This is a genomic window from Halorubrum sp. PV6 (genome assembly GCF_003990725.2).
Lineage (GTDB): Archaea > Halobacteriota > Halobacteria > Halobacteriales > Haloferacaceae > Halorubrum.
The window spans coordinates 1,716,884-1,735,577 of the sequence record NZ_CP030064.1; the positions used below are offsets into that span (position 1 = coordinate 1,716,884).

18 protein-coding genes and 1 pseudogene are annotated in these 18,694 nt (G+C 69.2%); 6 read left to right on the forward strand and 13 right to left on the reverse strand.

Translation table 11 applies throughout. The features are described 5' to 3' along the window. Positions 1-27 precede the first annotated feature (27 nt). On the forward strand, positions 28-507 hold the full coding sequence (locus DOS48_RS22355) for a universal stress protein (protein ID WP_127117835.1): 480 nt from the start codon (positions 28-30) through the stop codon (positions 505-507). Positions 508-540: 33 nt separating this feature from the next. Here the strand turns inward: DOS48_RS22355 and DOS48_RS22360 are convergent, their stop codons facing one another. The 3 genes and pseudogenes from DOS48_RS22360 to DOS48_RS22370 all read right to left on the reverse strand — a co-directional run bounded on the left by DOS48_RS22360 (position 541) and on the right by DOS48_RS22370 (position 2,768). Next, the gene (locus DOS48_RS22360) at positions 541-1,158 is read right to left on the reverse strand and encodes a DJ-1/PfpI family protein (RefSeq protein WP_127117836.1); all 618 of its coding nucleotides are present in this window, start codon (positions 1,156-1,158) and stop codon (positions 541-543) included. 56 nt (positions 1,159-1,214) lie between these two features. Next, positions 1,215-1,901: an SCO family protein gene (locus DOS48_RS22365; protein WP_127117837.1), complete on the reverse strand. Its 687-nt coding sequence runs from the start codon at positions 1,899-1,901 to the stop codon at positions 1,215-1,217. A 73-nt stretch (positions 1,902-1,974) separates the two neighbouring features. Further along, positions 1,975-2,768: pseudogene (locus DOS48_RS22370) on the reverse strand (sulfite exporter TauE/SafE family protein). On the opposite strand from DOS48_RS22370, the gene DOS48_RS29395 reads away from it, so the two are divergent. Next, positions 2,703-2,927, forward strand: coding sequence for a hypothetical protein (locus DOS48_RS29395; RefSeq protein WP_244629406.1), 225 nt, complete (start codon positions 2,703-2,705; stop codon positions 2,925-2,927). The pseudogene DOS48_RS22370 and the gene DOS48_RS29395 sit on opposite strands and share 66 nt — an antisense overlap. 12 nt (positions 2,928-2,939) lie before the next feature. Here DOS48_RS29395 and DOS48_RS22375 read toward each other — a convergent pair whose 3' ends face one another. Further along, complete coding sequence (locus DOS48_RS22375) at positions 2,940-3,443, reverse strand: helix-turn-helix domain-containing protein (RefSeq protein ID WP_127117838.1); 504 nt, start codon at positions 3,441-3,443, stop codon at positions 2,940-2,942. 114 nt (positions 3,444-3,557) lie between these two features. Between DOS48_RS22375 and DOS48_RS22380 the strand changes: the two genes are divergently transcribed. Continuing rightward, positions 3,558-3,905, forward strand: a complete 348-nt coding sequence (locus tag DOS48_RS22380) for a hypothetical protein (protein ID WP_127117839.1) — start codon at positions 3,558-3,560, stop codon at positions 3,903-3,905. Between the two features lie 7 nt (positions 3,906-3,912). Here DOS48_RS22380 and DOS48_RS22385 read toward each other — a convergent pair whose 3' ends face one another. From DOS48_RS22385 to DOS48_RS22395, 3 genes are read right to left on the reverse strand one after another with little or no spacing between them, the layout of a single operon-like run. Next, positions 3,913-4,773, reverse strand: coding sequence for a copper ABC transporter permease (locus DOS48_RS22385; RefSeq protein ID WP_127117840.1), 861 nt, complete (start codon positions 4,771-4,773; stop codon positions 3,913-3,915). Further along, positions 4,770-5,588, reverse strand: coding sequence for an ABC transporter ATP-binding protein (locus DOS48_RS22390; protein WP_127117841.1), 819 nt, complete (start codon positions 5,586-5,588; stop codon positions 4,770-4,772). Before DOS48_RS22390 ends, DOS48_RS22385 begins: the two co-directional genes overlap by 4 nt. Further along, positions 5,581-7,713, reverse strand: a complete 2,133-nt coding sequence (locus DOS48_RS22395; RefSeq protein WP_127117842.1) for a NosD domain-containing protein — start codon at positions 7,711-7,713, stop codon at positions 5,581-5,583. The genes DOS48_RS22390 and DOS48_RS22395 overlap by 8 nt, the downstream gene beginning before the upstream one ends. Before the next feature lie 105 nt (positions 7,714-7,818). Between DOS48_RS22395 and DOS48_RS22400 the strand changes: the two genes are divergently transcribed. Beyond that, on the forward strand, positions 7,819-8,388 hold the full coding sequence (locus tag DOS48_RS22400) for a nitrous oxide reductase accessory protein NosL (protein ID WP_127117843.1): 570 nt from the start codon (positions 7,819-7,821) through the stop codon (positions 8,386-8,388). A gap of 4 nt (positions 8,389-8,392) precedes the next feature. On the opposite strand, the gene DOS48_RS22405 is transcribed toward DOS48_RS22400, so the two are convergent. Then, positions 8,393-9,268, reverse strand: a complete 876-nt coding sequence (locus DOS48_RS22405; protein ID WP_244629323.1) for a mechanosensitive ion channel family protein — start codon at positions 9,266-9,268, stop codon at positions 8,393-8,395. 105 nt (positions 9,269-9,373) lie between these two features. Beyond that, complete coding sequence (carB, locus tag DOS48_RS22410; protein ID WP_127117845.1) at positions 9,374-12,595, reverse strand: carbamoyl-phosphate synthase large subunit; 3,222 nt, start codon at positions 12,593-12,595, stop codon at positions 9,374-9,376. 158 nt (positions 12,596-12,753) lie between these two features. Between carB and DOS48_RS22415 the strand changes: the two genes are divergently transcribed. Beyond that, the gene (locus tag DOS48_RS22415; protein ID WP_127117846.1) at positions 12,754-13,791 is read left to right on the forward strand and encodes a S66 peptidase family protein; all 1,038 of its coding nucleotides are present in this window, start codon (positions 12,754-12,756) and stop codon (positions 13,789-13,791) included. Between the two features lie 30 nt (positions 13,792-13,821). On the opposite strand, the gene DOS48_RS22420 is transcribed toward DOS48_RS22415, so the two are convergent. The 3 genes from DOS48_RS22420 to DOS48_RS22430 form a co-directional block, all read right to left on the reverse strand. Then, a complete protein-coding gene (locus DOS48_RS22420; RefSeq protein WP_127117847.1) occupies positions 13,822-14,037 on the reverse strand; it encodes a hypothetical protein in 216 nt (71 codons plus the stop codon). Between the two features lie 108 nt (positions 14,038-14,145). Then, positions 14,146-14,679 carry a DUF5815 family protein gene (locus DOS48_RS22425; protein WP_127117848.1) on the reverse strand — a complete coding sequence of 178 codons (534 nt, stop codon included), beginning with the start codon at positions 14,677-14,679 and terminating at the stop codon, positions 14,146-14,148. A gap of 115 nt (positions 14,680-14,794) precedes the next feature. After that, positions 14,795-17,017 carry a CDC48 family AAA ATPase gene (locus DOS48_RS22430; RefSeq protein WP_127117849.1) on the reverse strand — a complete coding sequence of 741 codons (2,223 nt, stop codon included), beginning with the start codon at positions 17,015-17,017 and terminating at the stop codon, positions 14,795-14,797. A 231-nt stretch (positions 17,018-17,248) separates the two neighbouring features. Between DOS48_RS22430 and DOS48_RS22435 the strand changes: the two genes are divergently transcribed. After that, a complete protein-coding gene (locus tag DOS48_RS22435; protein ID WP_127117850.1) occupies positions 17,249-17,431 on the forward strand; it encodes a hypothetical protein in 183 nt (60 codons plus the stop codon). Between the two features lie 146 nt (positions 17,432-17,577). Here the strand turns inward: DOS48_RS22435 and DOS48_RS22440 are convergent, their stop codons facing one another. After that, positions 17,578-18,678, reverse strand: coding sequence for an ATP-NAD kinase family protein (locus DOS48_RS22440; protein WP_127117851.1), 1,101 nt, complete (start codon positions 18,676-18,678; stop codon positions 17,578-17,580). Positions 18,679-18,694 lie beyond the last annotated feature (16 nt).

Consider the following 18,694-nt stretch of genomic DNA (forward strand, 5'->3'; position numbering starts at 1 on the left):
TTATCCCCCGCATGCAACCGTGTAGACATGAGTCTCGTCGTGGTTCCGGTCCGGTTTCCCCCGTCGTCACACTCCGAGGCGACGCTCAGAGAGGCAGTCAGCGTCGCCGAGGCGCGTGACGCCGACCTGACTATCCTCCACGTAGACCTGTACCAGAACTCCGGCGGCGTCTCCCGGAGAGACCTCAAACGCGCCGTCGAGAAACGGCTCGGTCGGTTGGACCGCGCTCGATACGTCATCCGGCGCGGGTTCTTGGTTGAGGAGACCATCCTCGAAGAGATCATCGCCGAGGGCGCCGACGTGGTGGTCATCGGCTCGAAACAGGCCGGGCGCTGGCGGCGCATGGTTCAGAAACTCCTCTCCGACCCCGACATCGACGCGTACCTCCGCGGCGAGCTCGACTGCACCGTGATCACGGTCAGCGGCAGCGGAGACACGACGACGAACGAGGCCGGCGAAAGCGTCGACGACGCGCCGCCCCTGCCGGACGACGGCACGGACGACTGAGTCGGGGTGTCGGTTTCGGCGCGAGCGCCCCTTTTACCTCTCGTCCGCGACCGAAGCGCGCCGCTCGTACTCGATGACGGTCGCGACGCGGTCTGCGACCGCCGCGCCGAACGCGTCTTCGACGAGGTGAAGCGCCAGATCGATCCCCGACGTCACCCCGCCGGCGGTGAGCACGTCGCCGTCGTCGACGACGCGCGCGTCGACCACGTCCGCGCCCGACTCACGGAGTTCCTCGACCGCCGAGGCGTGCGTGATCGCGCGCCGACCGTCGGTGACGCCGCCCGCAGCGAGCAGCATCGCCCCGGTACAGACCGCCGCGATTCGGGTGCCCGCAGCGTGGTGAGCGCTGAGCGCGCGCGGGACCTCGCCCCGCTGTGCCTCCGCCCACGCGCTGGCGGTTTCGTCGCGGTCGGTCCACCCGCCGCCGGGGACGACGAGCAGGTCCGGCGCGTCCTCGGGGTCCGGGAGCGTCCCGTCGACGCCGACGCGCGTCCCGTGGCTCGCGGTCACCGAGTCGCGCTCGTCGGGGGTGACGTACCGGACGCGGCCCGGCCGGTCGCCGGCGTAGCCGAGCGCGTAGTCGAACACCTCGTACGGACCGATCGCGTCCAGTTCGTCGAACCCGTCGTACAGCAGAATATCGACGTTCACTACCGGGGCCGTACGCGGTCGGGCGTCATGGCTGTTCCCCCGGAACGCGTGCCTGCTCACTCGTCGGCGAACGCTTCGACGACCGCCTCGATGTCGCCGGCGACGCGGTCGGGGTCGACCCGTTCACCGCGGTACGCGCGCTCGACGACCCCGTCCGGGTTGACGAGCAGCGTGACGACGATGTGGGTGAAGTCGTACCCCTGCAGCCGAGCGCTTTCGGTCGTGCGCTCGAAGCCGATCCCGAGTCGCTCCTGTACCACCGTCTTCGCCCGCTCCGGCGTCTCGGGGCGGAGGTAGTGCCAGTTCCCCGATTCGAGGTTCACGCCGAGCGACGCGGCGTTGTCGCGAAGCGCCGCCTCGTCGTCGCGTTCGGGGTCGAACGTGATCGGGAGAAACAGCGTCTCGTCGGTGATTCCCGCCTCGGCGACGCGGCGTTGGACCCCGACGAGCTGTCGGAGGAGGATGCCGCACTCCGCGGGACAGTAGGTGAAGATGCCGGTCACGACCGCGGTCCGGTCTATCGCCTCGCTGTCGATGGTGACCCCGGCGATCGGGTCTCGTAGTTCGAAGGGCGGGAGCCGCTGGCCGTAGGCGGGGTACGCGAGGTCCTCGCTGTCCGCGATCTGGTCTTCCTGCGGATCGAGGACGACGCCGTCCGGCTGGTCGCCGAGGACGGAGCTACACCCGGCGGTCGCGCCGGTCGTCGCCGCGGCGATCCCGCCGAGCAGCGCGCGTCGTCGCATACGAAAATTGACGGCCTGCGCGCCCATAACCAATCTGGTGCGGGCGTCGAACGGGGCGTTCGAGCGCCGACGTTTATAACGGAGCGTAGTACGGGATCGGCGGGTGCGGCAGCGAGACGCCGAGCGTCGCGAGCCCGTGTTGGAGCGGGATGTACCCGAGCGCGACGAAGGCGACGCCGAGGACCCGATGGAGTCGCATCCGCGTCTCGACGCTCACGGCGCCGAACACGGTCCCGAAGAGGAACATCGCCGGGACGGTCCCGAGTCCGAGCGCGGCGAGCGCGACCGCGCCGCCGAGCGCGCTCCCCTGGACGAACGCGTACAGAAACGCCGGGTACAGGAGCGGACACGGCAAGAGCCCGTGTGCAGCCCCGAGGCCGACGATCCGCCAGTCACCGACCCACGCGTCGACGCGGGGAACGATCCGGTGCGTGACGGCGGCGGACGCCGCCTCGATTCCCGGCACCGGAATCCGCTGGATCTCCAGTTTGAGCGCGTACCGGACGCCGATGGCCATCACGGCCGCGCCGACGACCAGCCCCGTGAGCGCGTGTACGTCGTCGGCGACCGTCGTCACCGTTCGCCCGGTGACGAACGCGAGGCTCCCCGCGAGCCCGAAGAGGCCGCCGATGGTGGCGTAGCTCGCGGTCCGGCCGAGGTTGAACAGCGCGTGCTGTCGCACCTGGCGCACGGTGAGGTCGTCGCCGCCGCCGGCCCGCGAGGGCCGCCCGTCCCGTCCGCGCCGTCTGCGCGCATCCGGTCCGCGTACGTCGAGACCAGCGGGCCGCACATGCCGAGGCAGTGAGCGCCCCCGAGGAGGCCGACGAGGAGGAAGACGCCGAGGCTCAGCGGCTCGGCGGCGTAGATGCTCCCGCTCGGCTCACAGGTCGTCGTCGCGAGGACGAGACGGCTCCCCAGCGACTCGACGACCCCGAGATTCTCCATGGCCGATCGAACGCGTGGGGCGACCCTAACGGATCTGGTGTGAACGACGAACGACGGGGGCGCGATGTCGAGGGGGTATAAAAGGCGCGTCGCTCACTCGAAGAGGCTGTCGACGGTCCGGACGAACCGGTCGACGATCCGGTCCGGCAGCGACGCCGACACCTCGTCGAGCAGCGCCGCGGTCTGTTCGGGGCGAGCGAGCGAGAGGCGCATGGGACGGTCGTCGGACTTCTCGACGATGCCGCTCTCTGCGAGGTTCGAGACGTGCCACGAGACCGTGCTGCGCGCCAAGTCGAGTTCCTCGACGAGCGTCGTCGTCCGCGTCGGCCCGTCGGCGTGGAGCCTGACGAGTATCGCACGCGCCGTCTCCCGACGCAGGAAGGCGAGCGCGCGCCGCTCCCACGGGTCGAAGTCGGGGTCGAAGTAGTGAGCCCGGCCGGCGATACGCTCGACCGCGACCTCGTCGGCGCGGACGAGCCGGCGGAGGTGGTACTGCGCCTGTCCGGTGGCGATGTCGAGGTCGCGGCTCACCCGGTTGAAGTGGACACCCGGCGTGTCGCGGACGTGACGGCGGACTCGGGCTCTGGTGTCCGGCATGGCTGGTCGCTACACGCTACCGGATCGGCGTATAAAGCGGTCGCGGGCGTTCCCCTCGCGCGAGAACGGCCGAGGGGTGTATTCTTGACGCGTGCGCTCGTACAGCTCAGAAGCGTGAACCCGATTCCCGTCACCGCGGCCGCCGGCGCGTGGGGCGTAGAGGGATCGCTGCCGCTGCTCGCCGTCGTGTTCGTCGCCGGTCTCGGGACGGGGCTCCTCTTTCTCGTGAGCCTTGTCGCGTACCGTCGCCGGCGAAGCGCGCAGTACGCCCTGATAAGCGTCGCCGTCGGCGCGCTCCTCGCACGTTCGGTCGTGGGCGCGGGCACCGTCCTCGGCGTCGTGCCGATGCCGGTCCACCACTTCCTCGAACACAGCCTCGACTTCCTCATCGCCGCGGTCGTCCTCTACGCGGTGTACGCGTACGCGCCGGGCTCCGTCGGCGGCGACGCGCCCCCGGAGTGACGCGCGGTCAGTCCCGGACCCCGCGCCGGACCCGCTCGACGGCCGCGTCGACGCGCCGGCCGTACGCCAGCGTGACCCCGGAGGCGACGGCGCCGACGAGCGTCCACCCGACCAGCGCGCCGACCGCGCGGGTCGTCGAGACGAACCCGCCGGCCGGCGCGAAGGCGACGCCGACCACGTGTTCGAAGACGAGCCCGCGGAACGCCCCGTTCGGCGTCACGGCGAGCGACCCCGGTATCGTCGACGCGGGCGCGCCGGCACCGAGCGACCGGAGCAACAGGAGGTCGCCGCCGAGGACCCCGGCGAGGAGCGCGAGGACGCCGAGCGCGATGGCGCTGCGCCGACTCGACGCCAGCGCCGAGACGGCCGCCGCGAGCGAGACGTACGCCGCCCCGAAGAGGAGGACGAAGGCGAGGAACCGCAGGTACAGCACCGGCGAGTCGATTCCGGAGTGGGTCGCGAAGATGCCCGTGTCCGGCGCGGCGGTCAGCCAGACCACGACGCCGACGACCGCGTACGGGACGCCCACGACCCCCACGAGCGCGACGACCCGCGCCAGCAGCACGCCGGCGACGTACTCGCCGACCCGGACCGGGTACGTCCGGATCACCGCGAGCTCGCCGCTCGCGCCGTCGGTGAGCAGCGCACGATACCCCAACACGACGGCGGCGAGCGGGACGAGCGCCTCGGTCGGGAGGAGCAGGTCGACGACCGCCGGCACGAACCCGGTCGCGCCCCCGCCGCCCGCCGCGACGAGGCCGCCGACGGCAACGAGCAGACCGACCGCCAACACGCCGTAGCCCGGCGTTCGGGCGACCGTGGCGAGTTCGCGCCGGAACACGGTCGCGACGCCGGTCGCAGCGCTCATCGGTCCGACACCCCCGTGACGTGGACCGCCGCGTCGGACTCCTCGCCGGCGCTTTCCTCGGCGTTGGCGCCGTCTCGGTCAGTTCCGTCGCCGCCCTCGCCCTCGTCAGCGGCGCCGGCTCCCCGTCTCGCGTCGCCGGCGACGACCCGATACAGCGCTCCCACGTCGGCGACGCCGTACTCGTCGAGTACCGCATCGCGCGGCCCCGCGGCGGCGACGCGTCCCCGGTGCATCACCACGACGTGGTCGGCGTGAGCGTCGACGAGGTCGAGCGCGTGCGAGGAGAGGACGACCGCCGTGTCGCCGTCGGCCCGGTCTGCCGCCGCGCCGAACGCGCGCTCTCGCATCCCCGGATCGAGGCCGCTCGCCGGTTCGTCGAGGACGACGAGCGACGGGTCGCCGAGGACGGCCTGCGCGATGCCGAGCAGCCGGCGCATCCCGCCCGAGAGCGCCTCGACGGGCTTTTCTGCGGCGTCGGCGAGTCCGACGCGGTCCAGCGCCGCGTCGGGGTCGTCGTCGACGAGTCGCGCGTAGAACGCCAGCGTCTCGCGGGCCGTGAACCCGTCTCGGAAGGGGACCCGCTGCGGGAGGTAGCCGACCGGCTTCGCGCCCGCCGCCTCGGGCACGCGAACCGTCCCCGCGGTTGGCTCCGTCGCGCCGGCCAACACTCGAAGCAGCGTCGACTTCCCGGAGCCGTTCGGGCCGACGACGGCGGTGAGGCCGGGGTCGACCGCGAGCGACACCGAGGACAAGACGGGCACGCCGCCGTAGGTACGAGTGACCTCTGTGAGGGTCGCGAGGGAGGATTCAGACACTCGTCTCACCCCGAGCCGGCGTGGTCGCCGGGTCCGCTCGCGGTGGTCGGGAGTCGCTGCCGGTCGCCGTCGCGTCGGTCTCGCGTGCGTTCATGACATCGGTGTCGGTGTCTCCGTCGCCCATCTCGTCACCGTCCGTCTCGTCGCCGCCATCCGCACTCGTGTCGGCCTCGGCGAGCGCCTCGCGCCAGTCGCCGTGAACCGGCCCCGCGTCGGGGGCGAGCGCGGCGTCGACCCGGTCCGGGGAGTACGGGCTCACCGCCGGCGAGGGGTCGATGATGCTCCCCGAGCGCGCCCCCGGAACGGTGCCGCGGAGCCGGTCGAGGAGCGCGACGGCGGGAGACTCACGAACCGCGACCGCGGCGACCTCGCGGTGGAGCGCGGCGTCGACCGGGGCCGTCGGTCGGTACGCCCGCTCGCCGGGCGCGTGGGTCCCGACGTTCGCGCCCGTCCAGTAGTTCCCGCGGTCGCCGTCGGCCCAGACGCGGAGGGCGCCCGCACCGGCGGCCGCGTGTCGCTCGTTGTCGACGAAGTCGTTTTCCACGATCCGGCTGGACGGGACGACCGTGGTGGCGCGCGCGCCGAGTTCGTTGTTCGCGGCCACGTTGCGCTCGTACAGCGAGCCGCGAGCGCTGGTCGAGAAGCCGAGCTCGTTGCCGACGAGGGTGTTGTACCCGAGATACGTCCGGGTGCCGGAGACCTGCAGGCCGGCGCTGGAGTTCCGCACGTCGTTGCCGACGATTGCGTTACCGGAAGGACGCGTCATCACGGTGATTCCGCCGAAAATCTCGTTTCTGAAGGTGTTGTCGGCGATCAACGCGTCGCCCGTGTACATGAGATGCGTCCCGTACCGGTTGTCGGTGAACGTGGAGTTCCTGACGACCGAGCCGTCGGCGCGGTGGAGGTAGATACCGTCGCGGCCGCCTTCGAACGTGCTGTCGGTCACCGTCACCCGCGACTGCATCCCCGCGATTCCCATGAAGCCGTCCTGCCACGCATCCGTCCCGTTGACGCGGAGATTCCGGACCACGGCGTCGGAGCCCTCCCGGAGGAGCAGCCCGCTCGCGTTCGCGTCGATCCGCACGTCGTCGACGAAGAGTCCGGGCGCGCCGATCGCGCGAATCCCCGCGTCGCCGTGGCCGTAGCCGAGCTGAATGTTCGTGTCCCACGCCTCGCCGTCGGCGTCGCGCTCCTGGCGGGCCGCCTCCGGGTCGCGCGTCTGCCCCCCGCTCCCGTCGACCGACACCCCCGTGATCGCCACGTCGGGCGCCCGGACCGTGATCACCGACCCGGTGCCGTTCCCGCTGATCCGCGCGCCCTCGCCGGCGACCGTTATCGACTTCGTGATCGTCACGGTCTCGGTGTAGGTGCCCGGCGGGACGGCGACCGTCGTGTTCGGCGGGGCCGCCGCGACCGCCGCCGCGACCGTCGGCGCGTCCGTCCCGACGACGACCGAGACCGGCCGGTCGGCGCGCCGGTCGGCGGCCGCGATCCGCTCGTCCGCCGCGGCCCAGCGTTCCGGCGCCATCGCCCGGACCGTCGCCGCGGAGTCGGTGCCGAACGACCCGCGCCGGACCGCCGCCCAGTCGACGACGCGGCCGCCGTGGTCGGCGACGAACGCCTCGGCCGCCGAGCGCTCGCGGAAGGGCACGACCGTCTCGCCCGCCGGGCTTCGGGCGTCGCTGCCGACGACGTAGACCGCCTCAGAGGCCGGCGTCCACTCGCCGGCGAACTCGGCCGCGAACAGCCCCGCGTCGGTCGTTCCCGGCCGGGCCTCGTCGAACGTCTCGACGTAGGCGGCGACGGGGTAACCGAACTGGCGGTCGGTCCGATCGCCTTCGAGAGTGGCCGCGAACGACTCGACGCCGTTGTAGCCGACCACGTACTGCAGCTGTGAGTAGAAGACCTGCGTCCGGGGAACGCGCGCCGATCCGGCCATCAGCGCGTCCGCCTCCGAGGAGAGCCCGAGTTCGACCACGTCGTCGTAGGCCACCGGCGAGGGTGCGGCCGACTCGGGGTCGGCGGCGAACGCGCCCGCCGTCGCGACGACCGCGACGAGGAGGGCGGCGACGAGCGCGAGCCGGAGCGCGCGCGGGAGTTCGCCGTACGGGTCGAAACGCGTCACGGTAGGGCTTGGGTCGCCGGGGGTTTAGCCGGTTTGGTTCGTTCCTCGAACGGACCGCTGAATCGGTCCCGAGGGCCTAAGACGGACGAATTCCTACAGAGAAGTATGACAGAACTACCGAACCGATCCGTCTCTCGTCGACGACTGCTGGCCGGGGCCGCCGCGGGACTCTCGGTCGGCGTCGCCGGCTGTTCCGGCGGCGAGAACGCGTCGATCACGCCGGTCTCGCTCGACGGGGAGCGGGCCTGCGACCAGTGCGGGATGATAATCGAGGACCACCCCGGTCCGGTCGGGCAGATCCACTTCGCGGACGACGAGCCGGAGGGCGGGCGACCGGGGCAGTTCTGTAGCAGCACCTGTACGTACCGGTATCGCTTCGACGCCGAGGCCGAGGGGCGGACGGTCGAGGCGGCGTTTCTCACCGACTACTCGTCGGTCGAGTACGAGGTGTTCACCGAGGGCGGCGACACCCAGTTCTCCTCGCACGTCGAAAGCGAGGCGTTCGAACGCATGCCCGCCCTCACCGTCGTCGCGCGCAGCGAGGTTGTCGGGGCAATGGGTCCCGAGTTGATCCCGTTCAGCGAGGAGGGGGACGTGACCGCGTTCACCGACGAGTACGGCGGCGAGCCGATGCCGGCGACCGATGTCGAGCGCTCGACGCTCGAAGCCTTATAAATCGTCAGTCGTCCGCCATCGCGCCCTGACCGACCTGGTTGACGTCGAGCGAGCCGACGAGTTCGGTGTGGGGGTACGGGAACCCGATGTCGGCCTCGTCGAAGCGGTGCATGACGTTCTCCGTGAGCGCGTGTTTGACGCCGCCGGCGCCGGTCTCGGCGGGGTCGATCCACACCCGGAGGTTGAACACGATGGCGGAGTCGCCGAGCGTGGTCAGCGGCGCGGCTGGCTCCGGGTCGGCGAGGACGCCGTCGATCTTCGCCGCCTCGTCGAGGAGAATGTCGCGGGCGCGGTCCACGTCGGTGCCGTAGTCGACCCCGAAGTCGACGGTGACCCGCCGGGTGTCGTTGGCCTGCACGTTCTTGACGACCGCGTTGGCGAGGTCGCCGTTCGGCACGGTGAGCTGTTCGTTGTCCCACGTGTCGAGTTTCGAGACGCGGAGGTCGATCTCGCGGACAATCCCCCCGTTACCGTCCCACTCGATGTAATCGCCGATCTCGAAGGGTTTGTCCTTCAGGATGAACACGCCGGCGACGAAGTTCTGGACGATGTCGCTCGCCGCGAACGCGAACCCCAAGGCGAGCGCGCCGAAGATGGTGGCGAAGGCCCCGAGGATCATCGGGAACCCGGCCACGGTCGCCGCGATGGCGACGGCCGCGAACAGCGCGATCGCCCCCGAGATGCTGGACGAGAGGCTGACGATGGCCGGCGAGTAGTCGCGTTGGTTCAGCGCCTCTTTGGTCGTCCTGACGAGGATCGACTTCCCAACGAGGTAGAGCACGAGAAACGAGACGACGAACGTCACGATGGTCACGACGACCGATACCACGGAACCGACCGGGTCGGCGAGCAAGCCTCCCTGGAGTAGTTGTGTAGTCACACTGTAACGACTCGCCGGCATCTGGCTTAAATACACCCTATAAATCGAGGGGTGGCGCCCTCACGAGTCAAAAAGAGCGAGCGTTCGACCGAGTCGCGACGGCGACTACTCCGCGGCGCCCCAGTTCTCGACGCGCTTCGGCCGGTCGGAGACCGCCATCACGTCGAGGTCGTCGCCGGCGTGGTCGAGCGCTTCAAGCGCCGCCGTCGCGGAGGCCTCGGTCGAGAAGTACGTGATCTCCTCTTCGACGGCGACTTCGAGCAGTTCGCGCTGCCGGGAGATGATAAGATCGATCTCGCCGCGCTTCGCGGCCTCGATGAGGTCCGTCGCCTCGCTCAACTCGAAGTGTTCGGCGTACCCCTCGACCAGCGCCTCGCCGGCGTCGGTGCCGGGATCGGGGAACTCCTCCGCGGAGAGGTCGACGACGGCGGTGCCGGACTCGGGGATCGGCTTGCCCGTGGAGTCTTGCGCCTTGTCGTAGGCCTTGCCGAACGAGGTCGCCGTGCCCATCACTTCGCCGGTCGATTTCATCTCCGGGCCGAGCCGCGGGTCCGAGCCCGGCAGCCGGTCGAACGGGAGGACGACCTCCTTCACGCTGCGGTGTTCGGGGATCTGCTCGTCGACGTCGAGGTCGGCGAGCGACAGGTCGGCGGTCATCACCTTCGCGGCCAGTTTCGCGATGGGGACGCCCGTCGCCTTCGAGACGAACGGGACCGTCCGCGAGGAGCGCGGGTTCGCCTCCAACACGTACACCTCGCTGTCGGCGTCGTCGCCGACGCCGGTCACCGCCAACTGGACGTTGAGTAGGCCGACCGTGTCGAGCGCGTGGGCGATGTCCTCGGTGACCTCGCGGACCCGCGCCATGGTCTCGTCGTCCAACGAGCGCGGCGGGATCATGCAGGCGGAGTCGCCGGAGTGGACCCCCGCGCTCTCGACGTGTTCCATCACGCCGCCGAGCAGCACGTCCTCGCCGTCGGCAACGGCGTCGACGTCCAGTTCGACCGCGTCGTCGAGGAACTGGTCGACCAAGATTGGTTTATCGGGCGAGACCCGAACCGCCTCCTCGATGTACTCCTCTAATTCGGCGTCGCTCTCGACGACCCGCATCGCGCGCCCGCCGAGGACGTAGGAGGGGCGCACTAAGACGGGGTAGCCGATGTCGTGGGCGAGTTCGAGTGCTTCCGCCTCGCTCGTCGCGGTGCCGCCCTTCGGCTGCGCGATGCCCATCTCGTCCATCAGGACGTTGAACCGGTCGCGGTCCTCGGCTAAGTCCATCGCCTCGACGCTCGTCCCCAACACCGAGCAGTCGAGCCCGCGGCGGTCGAGTTCGGCTTCGAGCGGTTCCCCGATGTTCACCGAGGTCTGCCCGCCGAACTGGACCATCACGCCGTCCGCGCCGGTCGCCTCGGCCACGTCCGCGACCTCCTCGGCGGTGATCGGGTCGAAGAAGAGGCCGTCCGAGGTGTCGTAGTCGGTCGAGACGGTCTCGGGGTTGTTGTTGACCACGTGCGCCTCGATGCCGAGCTCGCGCAGCGCCTGGATCGCGTGGACCGAGCAGTAGTCGAACTCGACGCCCTGCCCGATACGGATCGGGCCGCCGCCGACGACGACCACGCTGTCGACGCTCTTGTCGACGACGAGCTCGCCGGCCGCCGCGTCGCCTTTCAACGGACCGCGATTGAACTCGGACTGGCGGGCCGAGTAGTAGTACGGCGTCTCCGCGGCGAACTCGCCGGCGCACGTGTCGACCTGTTTGTACGTCCGGCCGGGGACGTCCTCCTCGACGGTTCCGACGTCGACGCCGCCGCCGGCGAGGGCGGCGATTTCGGCGTTCGTGTGGCCCGTGGTCGCCGCCTTCGCGAACTCGCCGTTCTGGGCGGCCTGCGCGGTGTCGCTGACGCGTTTGAACCGTTCGAGGTACCAGGGTTTGATGCCGGTCAACGCCTCGATTTCGTCGACGGAGTACCCCCGGTCGAACGCCTCGAAGATCGCGTACGGGCGGTCGGGCGAGGGGCGTTCGACGTACTCGGTCTCCAGCGTGTCGTCGTCGAGCGTCTCCCAGTCGACCGCCGGATCGTACTCGGACGACCGGAGCGACTTCAGGAGGCTCTCCTCGAAGTTCCGCCCGATGGACATCGCCTCGCCGGTCGATTTCATCGCCGTGCCGAGTTCGAAGTCCACGTCGTCGAACTTGTCGATGGGCCACCGCGGCACCTTCGTCACCACGTAGTCGATGGCGGGCTCGAAGGCGGCCGTCGTCTCGCCGGTGATCTCGTTGTCGATCTCGTGGAGCCGCTTGCCCAGCGCGACCTTCGCGGTGACGCGGGCGATGGGGTAGCCGGTCGCCTTGGAGGCGAGCGCGGAGGAGCGCGACACGCGCGGGTTCACTTCCACCACGCGGTACTCGCCGCCCGGCGTCCCGTCGTCGTGCCACGCGAACTGGATGTTACAGCCGCCCTGGATGCCCAGGTCGCGGATCACTTCGAGCGCGGCGTCGCGCATCTCCTGGTGGCCGTCGTCCGGAATGACCTGTGAGGGGGTGACGACCGTCGACTCGCCGGTGTGGATCCCCATCGGGTCGATGTTCTCCATGTTGCAGATGATGATACAGGAGTCGTCGGCGTCCCGCATCACCTCGTACTCCAGTTCGACCCAGCCGGCGATGGACTCGGTGATCAGCACCTCGCTGTTCCGCGAGAGGCGGAGCCCCTTGCGGACGCGCTCGACCAGCTCCTCGAACTCGTCGACGACCCCGGAGCCGGAGCCGCCGAGGGTGTACGTCGTCCGGGCGATGACTGGCAGGCCGCCGACGTCGTCGACCGCGTCCTGTACGCGGCCGCGGAAGGCGTCCTCGTCGAAGTCGGTGACCGACTCGCCCTCGTCGAGCGAGATGGTGGTCGATTTCGGTACGGGCTGGCCGAGCCCCTCCATCCGCTGGCGGAACAGGTCGCGGTCCTCCGTCGCGTAAATCGTGTCGAGCGGCGTTCCCATCACCTCGACGTCGTACTCGTCTAAGATTCCCTCCTCGGCGAGTTCGGCGGTGACGTTGAGTCCGGTCTGGCCGCCGAGGCCAGCGATGACGCCGTCCGGCTCCTCAATGCGGATGACCTCCGAAATCGCCTCGGGCGTGATCGGCTCGATGTACACGCGGTCGGCGGTCTCCGGGTCGGTCATGATCGTCGCGGGGTTCGAGTTCACCAAGACGACGCGAGCGCCCTCTTCCTGAAGGGCGCGACACGCCTGTGCGCCGGAGTAGTCGAACTCGGCCGCCTGTCCGATCTGGATCGGTCCGCTGCCGATGAGTAGTATCGTCCGGTCCTCGCTCATTACGCGGACGGAATACGCTCATCGTAATAAGGTCGGCGATAGAATACGAATCTCGCAACGAGTTTGCGATTTTCGCAAGGTATGTCGTCTCATGGCGTGTGCAGTGAGTTACCATTCGTTCGGGTTATTTATCCGACGAGGGGCTCCACCCACTCGATATGTCGTTCACGACGCCACCGCCGCTCGGAGACGAGCAGGTGGTCGCGATTGTCGCGCCCTCGCGGCCCACCGACGAGACAAAGCTACAGATCGGTCGCGACCGGCTCGCGGCGCTCGGCGCTGAGACGCGGGTGTTCCCAACCGCAACTCCGGACAGCGACGAACCGGCATCGCCCGCGGCGCGCGCGGCCGACATTGAGGACGCCTTCGCAGACTCGGCGGTCGGCGCTGTGATGGCGTACACTGGCGGCGACGACCAGCTCCGTGTCCTCCGGCACCTTGACGGCGATATACTTGCAGCGAACCCTACCCGGTTCTTCGGCTACAGTGACAACGACAACCTCCGGCTGCTCCTGTGGAACCACGGAATCGTCAGCTTCGGGGCCTGCATCCACCCGGACGTGATTTGTGACGGCGAACTGCACTCCTACACGGCTCGGTATCTCCAGCGTGCGTTGTTCGAGGAGTCGCTCGGCCCCGTTGAGCCTGCCCCGGAGTGGACCGACGACTGGTTCGATTTCGAGACACGCGACCCCCGCGAGTGGCGTGATACTCCCGCACCTGAGACGTGGGTTGGACCCGAGGCGGGGGGCGATGAACCGGTCAGCGGCCGGGTCTGGGGCGGCACCTTCGCAATCATAAAATGGCACCTCCAAACGGATCGGTACCTTCCAAATCCCGAGCGTCTTGACGGGAGCATCCTCGCGCTGGAGACGTCCGAGGACGTACCGCCGCCGCGCGAAGTTGGCTATACGCTCCGTGCCATGGGCGAACGCGGGCTGTTGGAGCGGTTCGATGGTGTGATACTCGGTCGACCGCGGACCAACGCGCCGACACTCGAGTGGGACCCGAACCCTGAGACGTACCCCGACGAACTGAACAGCGTCGTCACTCGGGAACTCGAACGGTACGCGCCCGACGCAGTTGCCGGCTTCGGCTACGATTTCGGCCACACCGAACCGTCCTTTCCGCTGCCGCTTGGCGCGGTCGCGACGCTCGACCCGGCAGATGGGGCGCTTCGGTTCGGACGGGATTGACTGCCCGTCTCACTGCCGGCGGCGTGACGGTCACGCCTCCAGTCGGTACCGGTACGGGTGGTCGGCGATGACCTCGACCTCGCCGCGCTCGGCCCACCGACCCAACACGGTGGCGACGCGGTGCGGGTTGTCTATCTCCTCGCATTCGCCGGCGAGCGCGAGTATCTCGCGCGCCGTCAGCGGCTCGTCGGCGTCGGCGAGCACGGCGTAGAGTCGGTCGTACCGGTCGTAATCACCGGCTCTCATACGTCTTACGTAGGTGACCCGAACATATAGCGTTCAGTGAGACAAGAGTCGGACAACTGTCAGACAGCGGGCGCTACGAGCCGTCTCGGCCGGGACCGCGGTCTGCGATCAGGCGTACGGGTCCTCGGCCTCGAGATCGCGTTCCGCGCGGTACTGGTCGACGAACGCCGCCACGTCGAACTCGACCATCTCCTCTTCGAACGACGAGAGCGCCTCGTCGTCGTCGGCGTGGCTGACGGCGTGTTCCATCAGTTCGACGACGAGTTCGACGACGACCTCGTGGAGCCGGCGGGAGTCGAACTCGGTGATCCACACCATCGCGTACCCCACGTCCGCGTTCTCGCTGGCGTCGTGGGCCGTCACCGCCTCGGGGAACTCCTCTAACACGACGCCGAGCAGGTGCGGGGTGTCGAACTCCGGCATCTCCTCGCTCGTCGTCTCGATGGCCTCACGGAGGACCTCGACGAGGAACTCGGGGAGGAACCGCTCGGGCGGGTGGACGTCCATCACGACTCCGTGCGTCTCGCCGCAGTCACACTCGTACTCGCGCATTCCCAAATCCAGCGTGCCGGCCGCTATCGTCTGACCGCAGGGCAACTCGATAGTGTGCTCGTCACCGCCCGGAACGCGCGGCTGGGACATAGTCCGTGTTGGTCGCTTGCGGGGTTAAAAGAAGCGGAACGAGACAACAGGCGGCGGGGCGAAAGACAACTGCAGACCGAGCGACCGACCCGACGACCGGGCGACGAGGCCGGCTCTACTGGAACCCGATCCGGCCGCCGGTGTCGCGTAAGGCGTTGCCGTTGCCGCCCTTGAACTGCTCTTCGACCTCCTCGTAGTACGCGAGGATGTCGTCGGTGATCGTCGGGCGCACCGACTCCAGCGCGCGCCGGAAGTGCTTCATCTCCACGTCCTCGGCGTCGTCGTCGTCGCGCAGCGCCTCGATGGCGGCCTCGCGGGCGATACCCTCCAGGTCGGAGCCGACGTACCCGTCTGTGATCTCGGCGATCTCCCGGAGGCTCACGTCGGGCGCGAGCGGCGTGTCCTGCGTGTGGATGTCGAGGATCTGCTCGCGACCGCCCTGGTCCGGCTGGCCGATCATCACGAGGCGGTCGAACCGGCCCGAGCGGAGCAGCGCGGGGTCGATCATGTCGGGCCGGTTGGTGGCGCCGATGACCATCACGTCGCCCATCTCCTCTAACCCGTCGAGCTCGGTCAACAGCTGGTTGACGACGCGCTCGGAGACGTTATTCCCCATCTCCTGACCGCGCGACGGCGCGAGGCTGTCGAGCTCGTCGAAGAAGATGATCGTGGGGCTCACCTGCCGCGCCTTGCGGAAGGTCTGCCGGATCGCCTTCTCGGACTCGCCGACCCACTTCGAGAGCAGCTGCGGCCCTCTGACCGAGATGAAGTTGGCGTTCGTCTCGTTGGCGACCGCCTTCGCCATCAGCGTCTTGCCGGTCCCCGGCGGGCCGTACAACAGCACGCCCTTCGGGGCGTCGACGCCCATCCGGTCGAACTTCTCGGGAGTCGTGAGCGGCCACTCGACCGACTCCTGGACCTGCTGTTGGGCCTCGCTGAGACCGCCCACGTCCTCCCAGGATATCTTCGGGAGTTCGACGAGGACCTCCCGCATCGCGGAGGGCTCGACCTCCGTGAGCGCGCCCGAGAAGTCGTCGCGTTTGACGATCATCCGGTCGATCAGGCTCGGCGGCACCTCCTCGTCGTCTAAGTCGATCTCGGGGAGGTACCGCCGCAGCGCCTTCATCGCGGCCTCCTTGGTCAGGCTCTCGATGTCGGCGCCGACGAACCCGTGCGTCTCGTCGGCGAGGTGGTCCAAGCTCACGTCGTCCGAGAGCGGCATCCCGCGGGTGTGGATCTGGAGAACCTCTTTGCGGCCCACCTCGTCGGGGACGCCGATCTCGATCTCGCGGTCGAACCGACCGGGACGGCGAAGGGCGGGATCGACGCTGTCGACCCGGTTCGTCGCGCCGATGACGACCACCTGGCCGCGGGTTTCGAGCCCGTCCATCATCGTCAGCAACTGGGCGACGACGCGGCGCTCGACCTCGCCGGTCACGTCCTCACGTTTGGGGGCGATCGAGTCGAGTTCGTCGATGAAGATGATGCTCGGGCTCTCCTCTTTGGCGTCCTCGAAGATCTCTCGGAGCTGCTGTTCGGACTCGCCGTAGTACTTCGAGATGATCTCCGGGCCGGCGATCGAGAAGAACGACGCCGACGTCTCGTTGGCGACCGCCTTCGCGAGCAGGGTCTTCCCGGTGCCCGGCGGACCGTGTAAGAGGACGCCCTGCGGCGGCTCAATGCCGAGTTTCGAGAAGATCTGCGGGTGTTTCATCGGCAGCTCGACCATCTCGCGGACGCGCTGGATCTCCGACTGGAGCCCGCCGATGTCCTCGTAGGTGATGCCGCCGCCGGTCTTCTCGAAGCCCGAGATCGGCTCCTCGCGGAGCTCGACTTCGGTGTCTTCGGTTATCATGCAGATGCCGTCTGGCTCGGTCTCGACCGCGATCAGCGGGATCGCCTGTCCGGGCGACCGCATGAACGGGTGGTTCGTCGAGGACATCACCGGGACGATGTCGCGTTCGACGACCGGACGCTTCAGGATCTGGCGTTTGACCATGCCGGCCGCGTCGGAGCCGAACTGCACCGACGCCTCCTCGGGCGGGGCCAGCACGAGCGTCTCGGCCTTCTCGGCTTCCGCCTTCCGGATGGTGACGCGCTCGCCGATGCCGACATCGGCGTTCTGTCGCGTGAACCCGTCGATCCGGACGGTGTCCGTGTTCCAGTCTTGCCGATCCGCACGCCAGACCTTCGCGGCGGTGGTCTCGGCGCCCTCGATCTCGATGATGTCGCCGGGCGAGAGCTTGAGATGCAACAGCGTGTCGGGGTCGAGTCGGGCGATTCCGCGCCCCGAGTCGTTCGGGTACGCCTTCGCCACTTCGAGTTGGACTTCGTTCATGGTTCCTCGCGGGGGTTGTCCGTAACTCCTCTCGGTTCGGGAATAAGCCTGTTGCCCCTGCCGACTCCGGCGGTCGCTGCGGGCGGCCCGGCCGGAGCGGCCGTCTGTGTCATCATATAACATGGTTAGGTGGCCGAATTTAAAACGCCGTCGCATGGGCGGGTTTTCGCCGTGTTGCTGCCCTCCCCCGATTACCCGCTGCTTTTTATCCGTGCAGCGGGACCGGCAGCCGTGTACGACTCGCTTTCCGAACCGATGCGGATGCTCGTCTCGCGGCTCGCCGTGCTCGTCGCCGGAGCGCTCGTCGGGGTCGCGATATACGGGCTCGGAGGCGGCGTCCTCGCCGTCCCGCTCGCGGCGGTCGGCGCGATAGTGATCGGTGAAGTCGTCTTCCTCGCCGCCGGCGGCGACTAGTCGGTATTACGGGTCAGTAAGGTCTTCAGAACCACGGGTCGGTCCGGTCTTCAGAGCCACGGTCGGCCCGCGGGCGTCGTAGCGCGGTCGCACACGTATCAGACACGGCGCGCCCGCCGGTGTTTTTAAGTGATCTTCATCACCTTTTAAGCGATCTTCATCATCCGCGTCTCGAACTTCCCGACCCGAACGCGGACCCAGCCGGCGAGTTCGGCGTCGAGTTCCGGGTCGTCGGTGTCGACGCGGAGCGCGCGCACGTCGTCCAGTTTCGTCCGCGAGGCGACGATCCGCACGTCACATTGCCGGATCACCGCGGGCGACAGCTGGGGGTTCCCGCGACCGAAGACGAACCCCTGCCCGCCGATGGGCGAGACGACGATCACGTTCTCTGCGCCGAGCGCGTCGAGGATCGCCGACTCGGTGCCGTCGCGAACGACCACCTCGCCGTCGCGCCACACGTCGACGCCGATGGGCGACGGCTCGAAGCCGAGCGCGGCCTTGATCGCGCCGACCGTCGATCCCGGCCCCAGGACGAACGTGACGCCCTCGCCGTCGCGGGCCCGGATGTCGGCGGCGACGCCCTCGGCGAGCGACTCGACCGTCCCGCTCGCGGTCTGTTTCGACGACTGCAGGTCGTCCGCGATCGGGACGTGGGCGATGGCTCGCAGTTCCGGGTGGACCGACCCCTCGCGGTAGGCGTCCTCGTCGATGTCCATCACCTCGCGTCGCTCGGTCCGCGAGAAGGAGGCGGCGACCGTCGCGGCGTCCTCCGGCGAGACGGCGAACACGGACGAGTACACCTTCACCCCGGCCGGGACGCCGAGCATCGGCACCGCGGAGTCGACCGACTCCAGCGTCGCCGCCACGTCCGCCGCCGTCCCGTCGCCGCCGACGAACACGACGAGGTCCACGGGGTCGTCGCCGGCGACGAACGCCTCGACGACGCGTTCGGTGTGGGCGGCGGTCGTCTCGGTGGGGTCGGGGCGCTCGCCGTCGAACGGGTCGACGACGCGGACGGGGTCGAAGCCGGCGTCGCGGACCGGTCGCTCGCCCATGGGGTCGGCGGCAGTCGAAAGGCGCGTCTCAGGCGCGATCGCGGCGAGCCGCGAGACGGCTCGTTGAGCCCGGTCCGGTGCGCGCGGCTCGGCGCCGCGAGCGACCGCCTCCGAGACCTTCCCGTCGGTGCCTTTTAACCCGACGCGGCCGCCCATCCCGGCGACCGGGTTCACCACGAATCCGACGTGCATACCCGACCCTACGCCG

Bases quoted from the DNA above. Each gene is read 5' to 3' on its own strand.
- DOS48_RS22355 (WP_127117835.1), top strand. From the start codon at position 28: ATGAGTCTCGTCGTGGTTCCGGTCCGGTTTCCCCCGTCGTCACACTCC.
- DOS48_RS22365 (WP_127117837.1), bottom strand. From the start codon at position 1,901: ATGCGACGACGCGCGCTGCTCGGCGGGATCGCCGCGGCGACGACCGGC.
- DOS48_RS22420 (WP_127117847.1), bottom strand. From the start codon at position 14,037: ATGAGAGCCGGTGATTACGACCGGTACGACCGACTCTACGCCGTGCTC.
- DOS48_RS22415 (WP_127117846.1), top strand. From the start codon at position 12,754: ATGTCGTTCACGACGCCACCGCCGCTCGGAGACGAGCAGGTGGTCGCG.
- DOS48_RS22375 (WP_127117838.1), bottom strand. From the start codon at position 3,443: ATGCCGGACACCAGAGCCCGAGTCCGCCGTCACGTCCGCGACACGCCG.
- DOS48_RS22425 (WP_127117848.1), bottom strand. From the start codon at position 14,679: ATGTCCCAGCCGCGCGTTCCGGGCGGTGACGAGCACACTATCGAGTTG.
- DOS48_RS22430 (WP_127117849.1), bottom strand. From the start codon at position 17,017: ATGAACGAAGTCCAACTCGAAGTGGCGAAGGCGTACCCGAACGACTCG.
- carB (WP_127117845.1), bottom strand. From the start codon at position 12,595: ATGAGCGAGGACCGGACGATACTACTCATCGGCAGCGGACCGATCCAG.
- DOS48_RS22440 (WP_127117851.1), bottom strand. From the start codon at position 18,678: ATGCACGTCGGATTCGTGGTGAACCCGGTCGCCGGGATGGGCGGCCGC.
- DOS48_RS22385 (WP_127117840.1), bottom strand. From the start codon at position 4,773: ATGAGCGCTGCGACCGGCGTCGCGACCGTGTTCCGGCGCGAACTCGCC.
- DOS48_RS22400 (WP_127117843.1), top strand. From the start codon at position 7,819: ATGACAGAACTACCGAACCGATCCGTCTCTCGTCGACGACTGCTGGCC.